The sequence below is a fragment of the Mesorhizobium sp. M7A.F.Ca.US.007.01.2.1 genome (assembly GCF_003998165.1).
GTDB classification, from domain to species: Bacteria; Pseudomonadota; Alphaproteobacteria; order Rhizobiales; family Rhizobiaceae; genus Mesorhizobium; species Mesorhizobium ciceri.
Window position 1 is genome coordinate 1 of sequence record NZ_RZQP01000150.1, and the last position, 15255, is coordinate 15255.

Sequence of the window (15255 nt, forward strand, 5' to 3'; positions counted from 1 at the left end):
GCTGAGGCAAGTGCTGGCGAAGCAGCCGACGCGTCCGAAGGCGAAGTCTCGCCAACCGAGGTGATCGCCAGCGAGCCGGTGGTTACCGCAGCGGCCGAAGAGCCGGTGGTGCTTGCTCCGGCCAATGACGACGCGCCGAGCACGGAGAAGCCGAAGAAGCCACGCCGTGCCGCCAAGCCGAAGAAGGCCGCAGCCGAAATCATCGCCGAAGAGCCGGCTGCCGAGGCGGAAGCACCGGTCGAGACGCCGGCCACGGCGTCCGACGAAGCAGCGGCTGTCGAGAAGGCACCGAAGGCCCGCCCGTCGCGGCGCAAGCCGGCGGCGGTGAATGCGCCGGTCGAGCCGGTGGTGTCTTCGACCGTAGCGGAAGAACCCGCGGCCAAGGCCGAGGACAAGACCGACGACAAGCCGAAACGCGGCGGATGGTGGCAGCGGAAGGGCTTTTTCTAAGCCTTTCAGCCACCTGAGCTAGTTTGTTGACAAAAAATCCCGCGCCGTCTCGAAGACGGTGCGGGATTTTCTTATCTGGCGCTATTCCGGATTGCGAAAGGCTAAAACGCTTCTTTGATTTTTATGCATGTCGTTGTCCCAAAACCGCTGCGCACTTTTGGGCGACATGCATCACGGCGCGAAGATCGACCAGTTCATCATCCTGGCCAGCTTTTCCAGCGCGATCGACCCCAGCTTGGAGTTGCCGTTGGCATTGAGGCCGGGCGACCAGACGGCAAGCGACGCCACGCCCGGCACGATGCCCAATATGCCGCCGCCGACGCCGCTCTTGCCGGGGATGCCGACGCGGAAGGCGAAATCGCCGGAGCCATCATAGTGACCGCAGGTCAGCATCATCGCGCCGATGCGGCGTGCCCGTTCGGCCGACACCACGGAATGCCCGGTCGCCGGGTTCTTGCCGCCATTGGCGAGGAAGCGGCCGGCGAGCGCCAGTTGCCGGCAACTCATTGCGATGGCGCAATGGTGGAAGTAGACGCCCAGCGCCAGCTCCGGCGCGTGGTGGAGATTGCCGAAGGATTTCATGTAGTTGGCAAGCGCGAAGTTGCGATAGCCGGTGGCCCGTTCGGACGCCGCGACCTCACGATCGATGATGATCGTTTCGTCGTCGGCGAGGAACTGGATGAAGCGCAGGATTTCGCCGATCGCCTCGCGCGGCTGGTGGCCGGCAAGCAGGATGTCGGAAATGACAATGGCGCCGGCATTGATGAACGGGTTGCGCGGAATGCCGTTCTCATGCTCGAGCTGCACGATCGAGTTGAATGGATTGCCTGACGGTTCGCGGCCTACCCGCTGCCAAAGCGCGTCACCGACATTGCCGAGCGCCAGTGTCAGCGTAAACACTTTCGAGATGCTCTGGATGGAAAATGCCTGGTCGGCATCGCCGGCCATCAGCACGCGGCCGTCATTGGTGACCGCCGCGATGCCGAACTTCTTCGGATCGACCTTGCCCAGCTGCGGAATGTAGGAAGCGACGTCGCCGCGATCGGTGCGCTCGGCCATTTCGGCGGCGACTTCGGCCAATGCCCGATCAAGTTTGGGGGCCTGTTCAAGTTCCGGCATGGTGCTACCTCAACCAGCGTTCGATGCGCACCATTGCCTCGACCATGTCGTCGTGGCTGCCGGCATAGGAGAAACGCATGGTCCGGTGCCCAGCCTGAGTGTCGAAGTCGCGGCCGGGCGTTGCTGCAACATGCGCCTCGGCCAGCATCTTTCGCGCAAAGGCCATGCTGTCATTGGTATGCCTGGTGACGTCACAGAACGCATAAAAGGCGCCGTCCATGGGCGCCGCCAGCGGAAAGCCGAGTTCCGGCAGGCGTTTCAGCAAGAGCTCGCGATTCCAGGCGTAGCGGCCTTTTACCGCCTCCAGTTCCTCGGTCGCCCTGAACGCTTCGATCGCGGCAATCTGCGATAGCTCCGGCGGCGAGATGTAGAGGCTCTGGGCGACGCGCTCGACCGGCCGCACCAGTTCCTGCGGCAGCACCATCCAGCCGATTCGCCAGCCGGTCATGCAGTAATATTTGGAGAAGGAATTGATCACCGTCACATCGCCGCCATAGGCAAGTGCCGTGGTGTCGGGGGCGGCATAGGCCAGCCGGTGATAGATTTCGTCGGAGATGACGGCGATGCCGAGGTCCTGTGCCGTCCTTACCAGGGCCGCCAGTTCATCGGCTGGTATGACCGCGCCGGTTGGATTGGCGGGACTGGCGAAGAGAACGCCTTTCAGCGGCTTTTCACGATGCGCGGCTTCCAAATGGCCGGCATGCAGGTAGGCGGCGTCGCCGAGCTCGATCTCGACCACCTCGATGCCTAGTGCGGCCATGATGTTGCGGTAGGCAGGGTAACCGGGTGCCGCGATGGCGACGCGGTCACCCCGATCGAACATCGCCAGGAAGGCAAGGTTGAAGGCGGCCGACGATCCCGTGGTCACCGCGATCCGGCCAGGCTCGATCTCAAGCCCATAGTGATCGGCGTAGTGTCCGGCGATCGCCTTGCGCAAACCTGCCAGTCCGAGCGCGTCGGTGTAGCCGATGCGCCCATCCTGCAGCGCCTTGGCTGCTGCGGCGCGAACCAGAACCGGTGCGGGATCGGAGGGTTGGCCGACGGCCATCGAAACAACCGGCACGCCCTGGGACTTCAGCCGGTTTGCCTCTGCCAGAATGTCCATCGCATGGAAGGGCTCGACATTGCCGCGGCGTGAGAGCGAAACGACCATTTAACCAGTATTCCCGATGACTGACGGCGCCAGGCACTGGCGCATGTGCCGCACAAATGCCCGATTGATGTGAGGATCACAAGTTGAGGAAGTTTCCGGCGCCGACTTTTCATCTTTCGCCCGCTCGTCTACCAGTGGACACATCATGTTGAGCCGACCCAGATCGACGATTGCCCAGGCAGCGCGCGTCTTCGCGACGCTTTCGCTTGGCGTTGCCGTTGCAATGTCGAGCTCGGTCAGCGCCTTCGCCCAGAACGTGCCGGTGGTGCGCGACGCCGAGATCGAGGCGCTGGTGCGCGATTACGCGCGGCCGATCTTCAGGGCGGCCGGCCTGGCGAATGACGGCATCGACATCGTTCTGGTCAACGACCAGAGTTTCAACGCCTTCGTTACCGGGCGTCGGCTGTTCATCAACACCGGCGCGCTGATGACGGCTGAAACGCCCAACGAGATCATCGGCGTCATCGCGCACGAAGCCGGTCATATTGCCGGCGGCCACCAGCAGAAGCTGCGCGACCAGCTCGAACGAGCCAAGACGATGGCCGTCATCGCGACATTGCTTGGCGCCGGCGCCATTGTCGCCGGTGCCACAACCAGCAGCCGCGGTCTCGCCGGCGCCGGCATGGGCGTGGCTGCCGGCGGCGGCGAAATGGCACAGCGCAGCATCCTCGCCTATCAGCGCACCGAGGAGATGACGGCCGACCGCTCGGCGATCACCTATCTCAACGCCACCGGCCAGTCCGGCATGGGCATGCTGAAGACATTCCGCCGCTTCCAGACCGCACTTTCGCTTTCGGGCGCCCAGGTCGATCCGTATCGGATCAGCCATCCGATGCCGCAGGACCGCATCGCCAATCTCGAAGTGCTGGTGAAACAGGACCCCAATGTCGACAGGCCGGACCCGCCCGCGCTGCAGCAGCGCCATGACATGATGCGGGTGAAGATCGCCGTTTACATGGAAGGCCAGGCGGCCGCGTCCCGGCTGATGCGAAAGATGCAAGGAACCCTCGCCGCCCAGTACGGCGACGCCCAGTCGACCTACCTGTTCGGCAACATCGCCGCCGCCCTCGCCAAGACCAATGCACTGATCAAGGCGCAACCGAAGAATGCCTACTTCCAGGAACTGCGCGGCGACATTCTGATGAAAGCCAACAAACCCAAGGAAGCCGCGGACGCCTATGCCAAGGCGGTCAGCCTCGATTCGGCTCGGTCCGGTCTGCTGCCGGTGTCCGTGGGCCAGGCGCTGATGGCCGTCGGCACGCCCGACTCCCTCAAAAAAGCCGTCGTGCAGATCAACAATGGCCTCGGTCGCGACAAGGAAAATTCAGCCGGATATCGCTATCTGGCGCAGGCCTATGGCGAGTTGGGCGACATACCTGGCGCTGAACTTGCCACCGCCGAAAGCCATTTCTATTCCGGCAACTACAAGGATGCGAAGATTTTCGCCATGCGGGCGCAGCAGCAGATGAAACGCGGCGAGCCGCGCTGGCTTCGCGCCCAGGATATCATAAACTACAAGCCGTCAACCAAGATCAAGTGAACCTTCCGGCCCCGCGCCACGACATAGCCAGACCGGAAAACAGGCAGAAGGAACAGGAACGATGAAAAAGGCACTGCTGCTGGGCACCACGGGGGTTGCGGTCGCTCTGGCCATGCTGGCTTTCGGATTCGTTGCCGGAAACCCGCAGATCGCCAAGGCCGGGACCGCACAGCCGGTCGAGACGGCGGCGGCCGATACCAAGATCGACCGCACCGAGGTCGAAGGCATCATCCGCGACTATTTGTTGAAAAACCCGGAAGTTCTTCTGGAGGTCCAGGACGCGCTTGAGGCCAAGCAGAAGGAAGAGCAGCGCATCGCTCATCTCGGCGTGATCAAGGATGCCAAGGACCAGATTTTCAACTCCGCCTTCGACGGCGTCGTCGGCAATCCGACCGGCAAGGTCACCATCGTCGAGTTCTACGACTATAATTGCGGCTTCTGCAAACGTGCCATCGACGACATGAAGGCGCTGACCAAGACCGATCCGGACCTGCGTTTCGTGCTCAAGGAATTCCCCATCCTCGGACCGGATTCGCAGAAGGCGAGCGTGGTCTCGATGGCCTTCCACCTGATGCACCCGGAAAAGTACGGCGAGTTCCACAATGCGTTGCTCGGCGGTCAGGGACGCGCCACCGAGGCGGCGGCCATGAAGGTCGCGCTGTCGCTCGGCGCCGACGAAGCGGCGCTGCGCGAGAAGATGAAGGACCCGACAATCAACGAGGCCCTCGCCAAGACCTACGATCTTGCCAACAAGCTGGCGATCACCGGAACGCCGTCCTATGTCGTCGGCAACGAGGTGGTGTTCGGGGCGCTCGGGCAGGAAGTGCTGGCTGAAAAGATCGAGGCGGCGAAAGCCGCGCTCTGATCTTGCTCGCCAGCTATCTCTCACTGGCACATTTCCGCCTGTTGTGGACAGTGAAAGAACGTACTTGCGCTCTTTCCGCGGGCGGCTATGCCCATTATAGAGGGCCCAGCGCGCCGGCTTGATGACGGCGCTGGGAAAGGTCGGCTTTTTTGAAAACGGTTTTCGTCCTGAACGGTCCCAATCTCAACGCGCTCGGCAAGCGCGAGCCGGGCATCTATGGCGGCAAGACGCTTGCCGCGATCGCCGACGACTGCAAGCAGGCAGGCACGGCGCTGGGGTTCGAGATCGATTTCCGCCAGTCGAACCATGAGGGCGACCTTGTCGACTGGATTCAGGAAGCCGGCGACAAGGCTGTCGGCATCGTCATCAACCCGGGCGCCTACAGCCACACCTCGATTGCCATCCACGACGCCATCCGCGCCGTCGCACCATTGCCGGTGGCCGAAGTTCATCTTTCCAACATCCATGCGCGGGAACCATTCCGCCACGTCTCCATGGTCGCGCCGGTCGCCGTCGGCATGATCTGTGGCTTTGGGCCGCTCGGCTATACGCTGGCGCTACAGGCGCTGGCCGCACGCCTATGACCGGCCAACAAACAGAAGGCTCGAAAATGTCGATAAAGAAGACCGGTGTTGACCAGCAACTGATCCGCGATCTGGCGGGCATACTGAACGACACCAACCTCACCGAGATCGAGGTTGAACTGGGCGACCTGAAGGTGCGCGTCTCGCGGCAGGCGCCGGCCGTTCATGCAATCGCGGCGCCGCAACCGGCCTATGCGCCGGCAGCAGCGCAGGCTGCCGCCGTTGCAGTGCCTGTGGTGGCGGACCTTTCCAAGAATGCGGTCACCTCACCGATGGTCGGCACGGCCTATTTGGCGCCGTCGCCGGACGCCAAGGCATTCATCGAAGTCGGCCAGAAGGTCAAGGAAGGCCAGACGCTGCTGATCATCGAAGCAATGAAGACGATGAACCAGATCCCCTCGCCACGCGCCGGCACGGTGACCGCGATCCTTTTCGAGGATTCGCAGCCGGTCGAATATGGCATGCCGCTCGTCGTGATCGAGTAGAGCGGGCCTGATGTTTCAGAAGATCCTCATCGCCAATCGCGGCGAAATCGCCCTCCGGGTACTGCGCGCCTGCAAGGAACTCGGCATCCAGACGGTGGTGGTGCATTCGACCGCCGATGCCGACGCCATGCATGTGCGGCTCGCGGACGAGAGCGTCTGCATCGGTCCGCCGCCATCGCGCGACAGCTATCTCAACATCCATCAGATCGTTGCGGCCTGCGAAATCACCGGCGCCGACGCCGTGCATCCGGGCTACGGCTTCCTGTCGGAGAACGCCAAGTTCGCCGACATACTGGCCGCGCACAACATCACCTTCATCGGTCCGTCCGGCGACCATATCCGCATCATGGGCGACAAGATCGAGGCCAAACGAACCGCCAAGCGCCTCGGCATTCCGGTTGTGCCCGGTTCGGACGGCGCCGTCACCGACCAAAAAGAAGCCAGGCGCATTGCCGCCGAGATCGGCTATCCCGTGATCATCAAGGCATCGGCCGGTGGTGGCGGGCGCGGTATGAAGGTAGCGCTTACCGAGGCCGACCTTGAGGTCGCCTTGCAGACGGCGAGCACGGAAGCCGGTGCGGCCTTCGGCGACGATGCGGTCTACATCGAGAAATACCTGGAAAAGCCGCGCCATATCGAGGTGCAGGTGTTCGGCGACGGCTTTGGCCGCGGCGTGCATTTCGGCGAGCGCGACTGTTCCTTGCAGCGCCGCCACCAGAAAGTCTGGGAAGAGGCGCCCTCGCCGGCCCTCAATGCCGAAGAGCGCGCCCGTATCGGCGGCATCTGCGCCAAGGCGATTGCCGACCTCGGCTATTCCGGCGCCGGCACGATCGAGTTCCTCTACGAAAATGGCGAGTTCTATTTCATCGAGATGAACACGCGCCTGCAGGTCGAGCATCCGGTGACGGAAGCGATCACCGGCATCGATCTCGTGCATGAGCAGATCCGCGTCGCTTCCGGCGGCGGCCTCTCGGTGAAGCAGGAGGACATCAAGTTCAACGGCCACGCCATCGAATGCCGCATCAACGCCGAGGACCCACGCACCTTCACCCCCTCGCCCGGTACGATCACCCATTTCCACACACCGGGTGGTCTGGGCATCCGCGTCGATTCCGGCGTCTATTCCGGCTACAAGATCCCGCCCTATTACGACAGCCTGATCGGCAAGCTGATTGTACATGGGCGTAACCGCGTCGAGTGCATGATGCGCCTGCGCCGCGCCCTGGACGAGTTCGTCGTCGACGGTATCAAGACGACGCTGCCGCTGTTTCGCGATCTCGTCGGCAATGCCGACATCGCCAATGGCGATTATGACATCCACTGGCTGGAAAAATACCTGGCCAAGGAAGAGTAGCGCGGAGACGCGATGACCCGCCCCTACGCGCCCGGCTATCGCATCCCCACCGACCTGCTGCTCAAGGCCTACGCCTCGGGCGTCTTCCCAATGGCAGAAAGTGCCGGCGACCCGGAGGTGTTCTGGGTGCGGCCGGAGACACGTGGCATCATCCCGCTTGACGGCTTTCACACGCCGAAAAGTCTCTGGAAAACGATCAAGAAACATCCCTTCGACATCCGTTTCGATTTCGATTTCGAGGCGACCATCGACGGCTGCGCCGAAAAGCGCGCGGAGCGGCGCTCGACCTGGATCAATGCGCCGATCCGCGAAGCCTATATCGAGTTGCATCGGATAGGCCATTGTCATTCGGTCGAAGCGTGGCGTGAGGACCGGCTGGTCGGCGGCCTCTATGGCGTGTCGCTCGGCCGGGTGTTTTTTGGCGAGAGCATGTTCGCCAGAGAGACGGACGCTTCCAAGACCTGCCTCTTCTACCTCGTCGAGCGTTTGAAGGCGCGGGGCTTTGCTCTGCTTGATACGCAGTTCACCACCGAGCACCTCAAGCGGTTCGGCGCGGTCGACGTGCCGCGCGGCAAGTATGAGAAGATGCTCGCCGATGCGTTGAAGGGCGAGGCAATATTCTATCCCTGAGGATTGAGCCTACTTCCCGGTAGCGGCTTCCAATGGCGTTTGCGAATGGAACATCATCTTCCAGCCGTTGGCGCGATGGACGTAGCCGGTGCTGACCAGCGCGGCATAAGCCTCGCCATTTTCCCGTGTCGCACGCGCCTCGTAAGTCAGCATGATGATGTCGCTGCCCGGCTCGATAATGCCCTTGAGATCCATTCGCAGGTTGCGCCAGCGGTTGGGCTTGGCCGCGGTCTTGGCCAGATCCGCATTGTCCATCGCCTGTGCCATCTGCGGAAATGCCACCAGGCATTCGGTGTCGGCGTTGGCCGCGTAGTAGGCGGAGTCGCCCGTCCAGAATCCCTTTTCGAGTTCCAGCAATTCGGCCTTGCTAGCCGTGATCCGTTTGCTGTCTGACATCGGAAGATCCTCCTTACGCATGAATGTGCGCTCGTCCGTGGCCCAACGCATTGTGGCCAGGACGGTTCCGGGGGATCAGTTGGTGTCGGTAGTATCGGGTTCCGAAGCGTCCGGCTCCGTCACATCAGGCGTTGTGACGTCCGGAGTGGTCGCGGCTTCCGGTTTGGCTGCGGCGGGCTTGGGGGCCTCCGCTTTGGTTGCGTCAGCCTTGGCTCCGTCGGGCGCCGGCACATCCGACTTCTGCTTGCAGGCCTTCAGCCAGACGTCGTAGACGGCATGCTCGACGGCGTTGAGGCCGGGGCTTTCAGCGAACATCCAGCCGGTGAAGATGCGGCGGATCTTGCGGTCGAGCGTGATCTCGTCGACCTCGACGAAGGAATCGGTCTTCGGCGCCTCCGCCTGCGGCCGCGAATAGCAGACGCGCGGCGTCACCTGCAAAGCGCCGAACTGCACCGTCTCGTCGATATAGACATCGAAGGTGATGATCCGGCCGGTGATCTTGTCGATACCGGCAAACTCGGCAACGGCATTGGTAACCCGGTCCGCTCCCGCGGGCGGCGCCGGTGCGGGTGCCGCGGGCTCAGGCGAAGCGGCGAAGGCCACGGTGCTGACGGCAAGACCGGCGGCTAGCGCCAGACTGGCCGATATTGAGTAAGAAAAGCTCATGCAAAGATACCGGTGGTTCGCGCCCGGGTGATTCTGTCGATCGCCAAGGCTAGTCGCCGTTTTCTGATCAGCAAGCAGCTAAACACCAATTGTGGCGATAAAGGACCGGCTTGCACCCTGTCGCTACGACCCGGGTGTCCAGGCATCGTAGTCGCCGGTGACCTGCGGGCGATGCTGATTGGTGAGCACCGAGCCCTTCGGGCGATAGGCCGCCGGGCTGCCGGTCAGATTGGGCTGATGCGGCTTCTGCCAGTCGCGTGGCTTGTAGTCCTCGCTGGACGGCGCGACGTCGACACGGTGGTGCATCCAGCCGTGCCAGCCGGGCGGTATCGCCGAAGCTTCCGAATAATTGCGGTAGATGACCCAGCGGCGCGTGCGGCCTTCCGAATCGATGCCGCCTTCGTAGTAAAAATTGCCGGTCTCGTCCTGGCCGACCTTCTTGCCATACCGCCACGTGTGCAGGCGGGTTCCTATCGTCTGGCTGTTCCACCAGGTGAAAAACTGCGTAAGGAAAGTCTTCATTTCAAAACCCTCGCGCCAGCAGCGCCCGTTTCCTGCTTATGGCGTCAGGCCTTGCCGAAGGCAAGGCTTTTGCCACGGCGTGTGCGCAAATGGCTTTCCTGAAACCCGACACAAGCCTGTGATCCTGCCGGTGGCTGCATGCACGCTTGCCAAGCCTTTGCGGTGTTTCTAAAGCTCTGCGCGCCCATGCTTGTATCCAGCCCGGCTTGAGGCCAAAGGAGGTGACGATTGGCCACGGAATTGCCGACCACCGACATGCGCATCAGCGCCGAGGCGATTCGCCACCGCAAGGGCGGCACGCCGATCGTTTGCCTGACCGCCTATACCTATCCCATCGCCCGTCTGCTTGATCACCATGTCGATCTGCTTCTGGTCGGTGACAGTGTCGCCATGGTCCTCCATGGCCACAAGACGACACTGGGTGCCTCCCTGGAGATGATGATCGCGCATGGGCAAGCCGTGATGCGCGGCTCGGCCAGTGCCTGCGTCGTCGTCGACCTGCCGGCTGGCAGCTATGAGGTCACGGCAGCACTTGCCGTCGCCTCGGCGCGGCGGGTCGTCGACGAAACCGGCTGCCAGGCGGTGAAGCTCGAAGGCGGCGTCGAAATGGTTAGCCAGATCGCGGCCATCGTCGCCGCCGGCATTCCGGTCATGGGGCATATCGGCCTGCAGCCGCAATCGGTCGAGAAGGACGGCGGCTACAAGATCAAAGGCCGCACCGAGGAGGCTGTTGCGGCATTGCTTCGCGATGCGCTCGCCGTCGAGAACGCCGGGGCTTTCTCGGTGGTCATCGAAGGCACGGTCGAGAGGGTCGCCGCCGATATCAGCCGCCGCCTCGCCATTCCAACCATCGGCATCGGCGCCAGCGGCGACTGCGACGGCCAGATCCTGGTCATCGACGACATGGTCGGGCTGACCGTCGATCGCGTGCCGAAATTCGTCAAGGAATACGCCGACCTGCGCAGCGCGATCTCGCATGCCGCAAAGAGCTATGCAGCAGAAGTGCGAAACCGGACCTTCCCGGGCCCCGGCCATGTCTTTTCGGCGACAAACAGCAGGGATGACGCATGAGCCAACCCGTCGTCGTCGACAGCGTTGCCGCACTTCGCACGCAAATCCATGACTGGCGCCGTGACGGCCTTCGTGTCGCCATGGTGCCGACCATGGGCGCTTTGCACGACGGGCACATCTCGCTGGTCAGGATCGCGCTCGAAAAAGCCGAGCGCTGCGTCGTGTCGATCTTCGTCAACCCGACACAGTTCGCGCCGAGCGAAGACCTCGACAAGTACCCGCGCCAACTCGCCCGCGATCTCGACCGGCTCGGCGCGGCAAAGGCCGACCTTGCTTTCACACCGACGGTTGGCGAGATGTATCCCGCCGGCTTCGCCACGAAAATCTCAGTCGGCGGCCCCTCCGCCGGGCTCGAATCGGACTTTCGGCCGACCTTTTTCGAAGGCGTCGCCACTGTCGTGGCAAAGCTCCTCCTGCAGGCAACGCCCGACTTTGCGGTCTTCGGCGAGAAGGACTACCAGCAGCTTTGCGTTGTGAGGCAGCTCTGCGGCGATCTCGACCTGCCCGTCGAGATCGTCGGCGCCCCGACGATACGCGACGCGCATGGTCTCGCCATGTCGTCACGCAACGCCTATCTCGATGAGGCCGAACTGAAGGTCGCCCGCCAACTCAACGTGATATTGCGCAAAACGGCTGCGGCCCTGGCGGCAGGCGCCGACCAGAGCGACGCAACCGAAGAGGCCAGCCGCGACCTCATCGCCGCCGGTTTCCAGAAGGTCGACTATGTCGAGGCACGCGAAAGCCTGACGCTTGCGCCATGGCGTCGAAACCGCGAAGGGCGTCTTCTCGCAGCAGCATGGCTCGGCAAGACCAGGCTAATCGACAATGTGGGGGTTCCCGCTGCCTAGCGAAGGCTCGATCCTCCGCGGCGGATTGCTGCCGCGCCTAGCTCTCGCTCTTTTGCCGGCCGGCCCTGACGATCAGGTGTCCCGCGACGATCCCAACCACCCCGGCAAAGGCTTTCACCAATGCATCGATGAGGCGTGCATGGCGACCGGGATCAATGAGCTGAAGCAGTTCCAGCATGCCGGCGATCACAGCCACAAAGATCACCACTTGATACAGTCGGTTGGGGAAGCCGACCGCCAGGGCGAAGCCCAGCAGGACATAAGCCATGGCACGCTCGACATTTGCTTCAGCGAGATGCGGCCGCATCTGGATCGGCGACAAGGTCGCGAAAATGATGATGGCGAGCAGCGCCAGCGCCGCAGTGCGGAACAATTTGGTCATGGCCCTTGCATATCCGTGGTGAGCCGGCACGGCAAACGCCGCGATGACGCATGGCCGGATCGCGGCCGCCATTGCTGCCCGCCAGTGGCCTTCGCCGAACTATTCCTCGGTCGGCATATGCAGATACATCGACTGGATGCCGACACGGCCCGGTCCGGTGAATCGGTTGACGATGAAATTCATGTTGGCGCCGAAGAAGCCGCTCGACAGGCGATCGATCTTGGTTTCCATCCTGACCGAGGCATCCTTGAACAGCCAGCCGCCTGGTTCGATGTCGATGGTTTCGCCGGCGGCGAGCGTCTTTTCGAAGACGTTGCCATAGCCGTGCAGCCAGACGATGCCATCGCCGGAATCACCGCGAAAGCGGTCGATGAAAAAGCCGCTCTGGCCGAACAGCATCGTCGCCAGGCCGCGCACCCGTTCGAAGGTGTAGTCGACATTGCCGGTGGCGGCGAGAAACTGGTGCTCGCGCACCTGGATCTCCTCGCCGTGCCTGAGATGGATCGGCACGATGTGGCCCGGCCCATCGCGGCTGAAGGCAACGATGCCCGCCCCCGACGCCTCGGTGACGAAGATCTGCATGCCGGCCATCATCCGCTTCAGCGCGCCCTTCAGCGATTTCAGGCCGATGGTGATGGTGGAATTCTTCCACAAAAGGATGTGGTGCTCGAAATAGACCGGCATGCGCGTGACATCGACCGAAAGCACCGGCACCAGCTCGCCCGCTATATGATAGGTGACGCCGCCAAAGGTCTCGTCCGACACCTGTGTCGGCATCAGTTCCGGCAAGCTTGGCATGACGATTCCCCAAGCTGCCTCGCATGCCACCGGTCAAACACCGATCATGGCTGGGGTCAGCGGCCACAGCTTTGCGCTCGATATTTGCGCCGTCAAATGAAAGCCGTGCGCTCGAGGGTCCACTCGCAACAACGTGATGCAATCGCGCGATCATCGAGCGCTCAGGCGGTCAGCATCCGCTCAAGAATCAACGCAGCAATACCGGACTGCGCCGGCCCATAATTGTCGGCCCGGCCAATCTCGGCAAAACCGTTGGCCAGATAGAAGGCGACCGCACGCCTGTTCTGCTCCACGACCTCGATGCGTAGAGAGCGGGCTTCCGGAAAATTCTCGATCACCTCATCGAGCAACATCCCGCCGATGCCCCGGCCTTGCAGGTCGGGTGCGACATGGAGCTGTTGCAGGTCGACCACGGTGCCGCCTTCGACGCTTTCGGCATAGGCGACGCCGCCGATGCGCTTGCCGTCGTCGGCGACCAGGAATTCGGCATTCGGCCGCTCAAGGCTAGCTCTCAATTTCGCCGGCGAACACCAATCCTCGATGACCCGGTCGATCCGATCAGGGCCATAGACCGCGTCATAGGTCGTGTGCCAGGTTTCGACCAGCAGCGCCCGGATGGCCGTCAGATCACGTTCACCTGCGGTGCGGACAAACACCGCGCTACTCGATGCCCAGCTTGGTCTTGACGAGGTCGTTGACCGCTTGTGGATTGGCCTTGCCGCCGGTCACCTTCATCACCTGGCCAACGAACCAACCGGCCATGCTCGGCTTGGCGCGCGCCTGTTCGACCTTGTCGGGGTTGGCTGCGATCACCTCGTCTACGGCCTTCTCGATGGCGCCGGTGTCGGTGACCTGCTTCATGCCACGGCTCTCGACCAGCTGGCGCGGATCGCCGCCCTCATTCCAGACGATCTCGAACAGGTCCTTGGCGATCTTGCCGGAAATGGTGCCGTCCTTGATCAGATCGATGACCGCGCCAAGCTGCTCGGGAGAAACCGGAGCGTTTTCAATGTCTTTTCCGGCCTTGTTCAATTGCCCGAGCAGATCGTTGATGACCCAGTTGGCGGCGAGCTTGCCGTCGCGGCCGGCGGCCACCTTCTCGAAATAGTCGGCGATCGGCTTTTCCGAAACCAGGATCGAGGCGTCATAGACCGACAGGCCGAGCGACGCGATCAGCCGCGCCTTCTTGTCGTCTGGCAGTTCCGGCAATTCCTTGGCCAGCGCATCGACATAGGCCTGGTCGAATTCCAGCGGCAAGAGGTCCGGATCGGGGAAGTAGCGGTAATCATGCGCCTCTTCCTTGGAGCGCATCGAACGCGTCTCGCCCTTGACGGCGTCGAACAGCCGCGTCTCCTGGTCGATCTTGCCGCCATCCTCGAGAATGGCGATCTGCCGGCGCGCCTCGTAGTCGATGGCCTGGCCGATGAAGCGGATCGAGTTGACGTTCTTGATCTCGCAGCGCGTGCCGAACTCGCCGCCCGGCTTGCGCACCGAAACGTTGACGTCGGCGCGCATCGAACCTTCGTCCATGTTGCCGTCGCAGGTGCCGAGATAGCGCACGATGGTGCGCAGCTTGGTGACATAAGCCTTGGCTTCGTCGGCCGAGCGCATGTCGGGCTTGGAGACGATCTCCATCAGCGCCACGCCGGAGCGGTTGAGGTCGACATAGGACATGGTCACATGCTGGTCGTGCATCGACTTTCCGGCATCCTGCTCCAGATGCAGCCGCTCGATACCGACCTCGATGTCCTCGAATTCGCCCTGACGATCGGGGCCAACGGAAACGATTACCGTGCCCTCGCCGACGATCGGCTGCTTGAACTGCGAGATCTGGTAGCCCTGCGGCAGGTCTGGATAGAAGTAGTTCTTCCGATCGAAGACCGACTTGTGGTTGATCTGCGCTTTCAGCCCAAGGCCGGTGCGGATCGCCTGCTTGACGCATTCCTCGTTGATGACCGGCAGCATGCCGGGCATCGCCGCATCGACCAGGCTGACATTGGCGTTGGGCGCCGCGCCGAAAGCGGTCGAGGCGCCGGAAAACAGCTTTGCTTCCGATGTAATCTGGGCATGGACCTCGAGGCCGATGATGATCTCCCAGTCGCCGGTGGCACCGGAAACAAGGCGCTTGGCGTCGGGCGTGCGGGTGTCGATGAGGGACATGGTGGCCTGCGTATTGGAACTGCGGATAATGCGTTTCGCACACTTTGGTGTGCAACTTCGCTAGTGCAAACCGCCAAAAGAGACAAGCGCCCAAAAAACACAAGCGCAAAGCCGCGGACTGGCCTTTTCAGCCGCGTTCGCCTATAGGAGGTCCATTCCAATGGAGAGTGGATGTCCACTTACGCTCAGTCCCGGTAAGGCCCTGACCTCTTGGCGAGGCAGGGCAGAAAAC

Annotated in this window: 17 protein-coding genes and 1 pseudogene; 9 read left to right on the forward strand and 9 right to left on the reverse strand. The window is 62.5% G+C overall.

Annotation, left to right across the window (positions count from 1 at the left end; genetic code table 11):
- Positions 1-450 (forward strand): annotated as a pseudogene (locus EN949_RS23340) (ribonuclease E/G); the annotation flags it as partial.
- Positions 451-621: 171 nt separating this feature from the next.
- Here EN949_RS23340 and EN949_RS23345 read toward each other — a convergent pair.
- Positions 622-1569 (reverse strand): glutaminase, encoded by a 948-nt coding sequence (locus EN949_RS23345; protein ID WP_013531363.1) that lies wholly within the window; start codon positions 1567-1569, stop codon positions 622-624.
- Positions 1570-1573: 4 nt separating this feature from the next.
- Positions 1574-2722, reverse strand: a complete 1149-nt coding sequence (locus EN949_RS23350; RefSeq protein WP_013531362.1) for an aminotransferase class I/II-fold pyridoxal phosphate-dependent enzyme — start codon at positions 2720-2722, stop codon at positions 1574-1576.
- A gap of 145 nt (positions 2723-2867) precedes the next feature.
- On the opposite strand from EN949_RS23350, the gene EN949_RS23355 reads away from it, so the two are divergent.
- The 6 genes from EN949_RS23355 to aat all read left to right on the forward strand — a co-directional run bounded on the left by EN949_RS23355 (position 2868) and on the right by aat (position 8180).
- Positions 2868-4262, forward strand: a complete 1395-nt coding sequence (locus tag EN949_RS23355) for a M48 family metalloprotease (protein ID WP_013531361.1) — start codon at positions 2868-2870, stop codon at positions 4260-4262.
- Between the two features lie 61 nt (positions 4263-4323).
- Positions 4324-5127 (forward strand): DsbA family protein, encoded by an 804-nt coding sequence (locus EN949_RS23360; RefSeq protein ID WP_013531360.1) that lies wholly within the window; start codon positions 4324-4326, stop codon positions 5125-5127.
- A gap of 149 nt (positions 5128-5276) precedes the next feature.
- The gene (gene aroQ / locus EN949_RS23365; protein WP_013531359.1) at positions 5277-5711 is read left to right on the forward strand and encodes a type II 3-dehydroquinate dehydratase; all 435 of its coding nucleotides are present in this window, start codon (positions 5277-5279) and stop codon (positions 5709-5711) included.
- Positions 5712-5737: 26 nt separating this feature from the next.
- A complete protein-coding gene (accB, locus tag EN949_RS23370) occupies positions 5738-6196 on the forward strand; it encodes an acetyl-CoA carboxylase biotin carboxyl carrier protein (protein ID WP_013531358.1) in 459 nt (152 codons plus the stop codon).
- A 10-nt stretch (positions 6197-6206) separates the two neighbouring features.
- Entirely contained in the window at positions 6207-7550 is a 1344-nt protein-coding gene (accC, locus tag EN949_RS23375; protein WP_013531357.1) for an acetyl-CoA carboxylase biotin carboxylase subunit, read from the forward strand.
- A gap of 12 nt (positions 7551-7562) precedes the next feature.
- Positions 7563-8180, forward strand: a complete 618-nt coding sequence (gene aat / locus EN949_RS23380) for a leucyl/phenylalanyl-tRNA--protein transferase (protein ID WP_024503883.1) — start codon at positions 7563-7565, stop codon at positions 8178-8180.
- Positions 8181-8189: 9 nt separating this feature from the next.
- Here the strand turns inward: aat and EN949_RS23385 are convergent, their stop codons facing one another.
- From EN949_RS23385 to EN949_RS23395, 3 genes are all read right to left on the reverse strand, one after another.
- Positions 8190-8576, reverse strand: coding sequence for a hypothetical protein (locus EN949_RS23385; RefSeq protein ID WP_013531355.1), 387 nt, complete (start codon positions 8574-8576; stop codon positions 8190-8192).
- A gap of 75 nt (positions 8577-8651) precedes the next feature.
- A complete protein-coding gene (locus tag EN949_RS23390) occupies positions 8652-9242 on the reverse strand; it encodes a DUF2155 domain-containing protein (protein WP_013531354.1) in 591 nt (196 codons plus the stop codon).
- Positions 9243-9365: 123 nt separating this feature from the next.
- Positions 9366-9764 (reverse strand): NADH:ubiquinone oxidoreductase subunit NDUFA12, encoded by a 399-nt coding sequence (locus tag EN949_RS23395; RefSeq protein ID WP_013531353.1) that lies wholly within the window; start codon positions 9762-9764, stop codon positions 9366-9368.
- A 255-nt stretch (positions 9765-10019) separates the two neighbouring features.
- On the opposite strand from EN949_RS23395, the gene panB reads away from it, so the two are divergent.
- Both panB and panC read left to right on the forward strand, forming a co-directional pair.
- Positions 10020-10835, forward strand: coding sequence for a 3-methyl-2-oxobutanoate hydroxymethyltransferase (gene panB / locus EN949_RS23400; protein ID WP_206519294.1), 816 nt, complete (start codon positions 10020-10022; stop codon positions 10833-10835).
- Positions 10832-11683 (forward strand): pantoate--beta-alanine ligase, encoded by an 852-nt coding sequence (gene panC / locus EN949_RS23405; protein ID WP_127371184.1) that lies wholly within the window; start codon positions 10832-10834, stop codon positions 11681-11683. The genes panB and panC overlap by 4 nt, the downstream gene beginning before the upstream one ends.
- Positions 11684-11720: 37 nt before the next feature.
- On the opposite strand, the gene EN949_RS23410 is transcribed toward panC, so the two are convergent.
- The 4 genes from EN949_RS23410 to gatB all read right to left on the reverse strand — a co-directional run bounded on the left by EN949_RS23410 (position 11721) and on the right by gatB (position 15023).
- Positions 11721-12137 carry a hypothetical protein gene (locus EN949_RS23410; protein ID WP_081714327.1) on the reverse strand — a complete coding sequence of 139 codons (417 nt, stop codon included), beginning with the start codon at positions 12135-12137 and terminating at the stop codon, positions 11721-11723.
- A 27-nt stretch (positions 12138-12164) separates the two neighbouring features.
- Positions 12165-12863: an AIM24 family protein gene (locus EN949_RS23415; RefSeq protein WP_027160398.1), complete on the reverse strand. Its 699-nt coding sequence runs from the start codon at positions 12861-12863 to the stop codon at positions 12165-12167.
- Positions 12864-13024: 161 nt separating this feature from the next.
- Positions 13025-13519 carry a GNAT family N-acetyltransferase gene (locus EN949_RS23420; RefSeq protein WP_063168096.1) on the reverse strand — a complete coding sequence of 165 codons (495 nt, stop codon included), beginning with the start codon at positions 13517-13519 and terminating at the stop codon, positions 13025-13027.
- A gap of 4 nt (positions 13520-13523) precedes the next feature.
- Entirely contained in the window at positions 13524-15023 is a 1500-nt protein-coding gene (gatB, locus tag EN949_RS23425) for an Asp-tRNA(Asn)/Glu-tRNA(Gln) amidotransferase subunit GatB (RefSeq protein ID WP_063168097.1), read from the reverse strand.
- Positions 15024-15255: the final 232 nt, after the last annotated feature.

What these genes read in the sequence shown, in the direction of transcription:
- gatB (WP_063168097.1), bottom strand. Translation starts at nt 15,023, where the DNA reads ATGTCCCTCATCGACACCCGCACGCCCGACGCCAAGCGCCTTGTTTCC.
- EN949_RS23395 (WP_013531353.1), bottom strand. Translation starts at nt 9,764, where the DNA reads ATGAAGACTTTCCTTACGCAGTTTTTCACCTGGTGGAACAGCCAGACG.
- EN949_RS23350 (WP_013531362.1), bottom strand. Translation starts at nt 2,722, where the DNA reads ATGGTCGTTTCGCTCTCACGCCGCGGCAATGTCGAGCCCTTCCATGCG.
- EN949_RS23385 (WP_013531355.1), bottom strand. Translation starts at nt 8,576, where the DNA reads ATGTCAGACAGCAAACGGATCACGGCTAGCAAGGCCGAATTGCTGGAA.
- EN949_RS23390 (WP_013531354.1), bottom strand. Translation starts at nt 9,242, where the DNA reads ATGAGCTTTTCTTACTCAATATCGGCCAGTCTGGCGCTAGCCGCCGGT.
- aat (WP_024503883.1), top strand. Translation starts at nt 7,563, where the DNA reads ATGACCCGCCCCTACGCGCCCGGCTATCGCATCCCCACCGACCTGCTG.
- EN949_RS23355 (WP_013531361.1), top strand. Translation starts at nt 2,868, where the DNA reads ATGTTGAGCCGACCCAGATCGACGATTGCCCAGGCAGCGCGCGTCTTC.
- EN949_RS23415 (WP_027160398.1), bottom strand. Translation starts at nt 12,863, where the DNA reads ATGCCAAGCTTGCCGGAACTGATGCCGACACAGGTGTCGGACGAGACC.
- EN949_RS23410 (WP_081714327.1), bottom strand. Translation starts at nt 12,137, where the DNA reads ATGGCGGCCGCGATCCGGCCATGCGTCATCGCGGCGTTTGCCGTGCCG.
- EN949_RS23345 (WP_013531363.1), bottom strand. Translation starts at nt 1,569, where the DNA reads ATGCCGGAACTTGAACAGGCCCCCAAACTTGATCGGGCATTGGCCGAA.
- panB (WP_206519294.1), top strand. Translation starts at nt 10,020, where the DNA reads ATGCGCATCAGCGCCGAGGCGATTCGCCACCGCAAGGGCGGCACGCCG.
- EN949_RS23360 (WP_013531360.1), top strand. Translation starts at nt 4,324, where the DNA reads ATGAAAAAGGCACTGCTGCTGGGCACCACGGGGGTTGCGGTCGCTCTG.
- accC (WP_013531357.1), top strand. Translation starts at nt 6,207, where the DNA reads ATGTTTCAGAAGATCCTCATCGCCAATCGCGGCGAAATCGCCCTCCGG.
- accB (WP_013531358.1), top strand. Translation starts at nt 5,738, where the DNA reads ATGTCGATAAAGAAGACCGGTGTTGACCAGCAACTGATCCGCGATCTG.
- panC (WP_127371184.1), top strand. Translation starts at nt 10,832, where the DNA reads ATGAGCCAACCCGTCGTCGTCGACAGCGTTGCCGCACTTCGCACGCAA.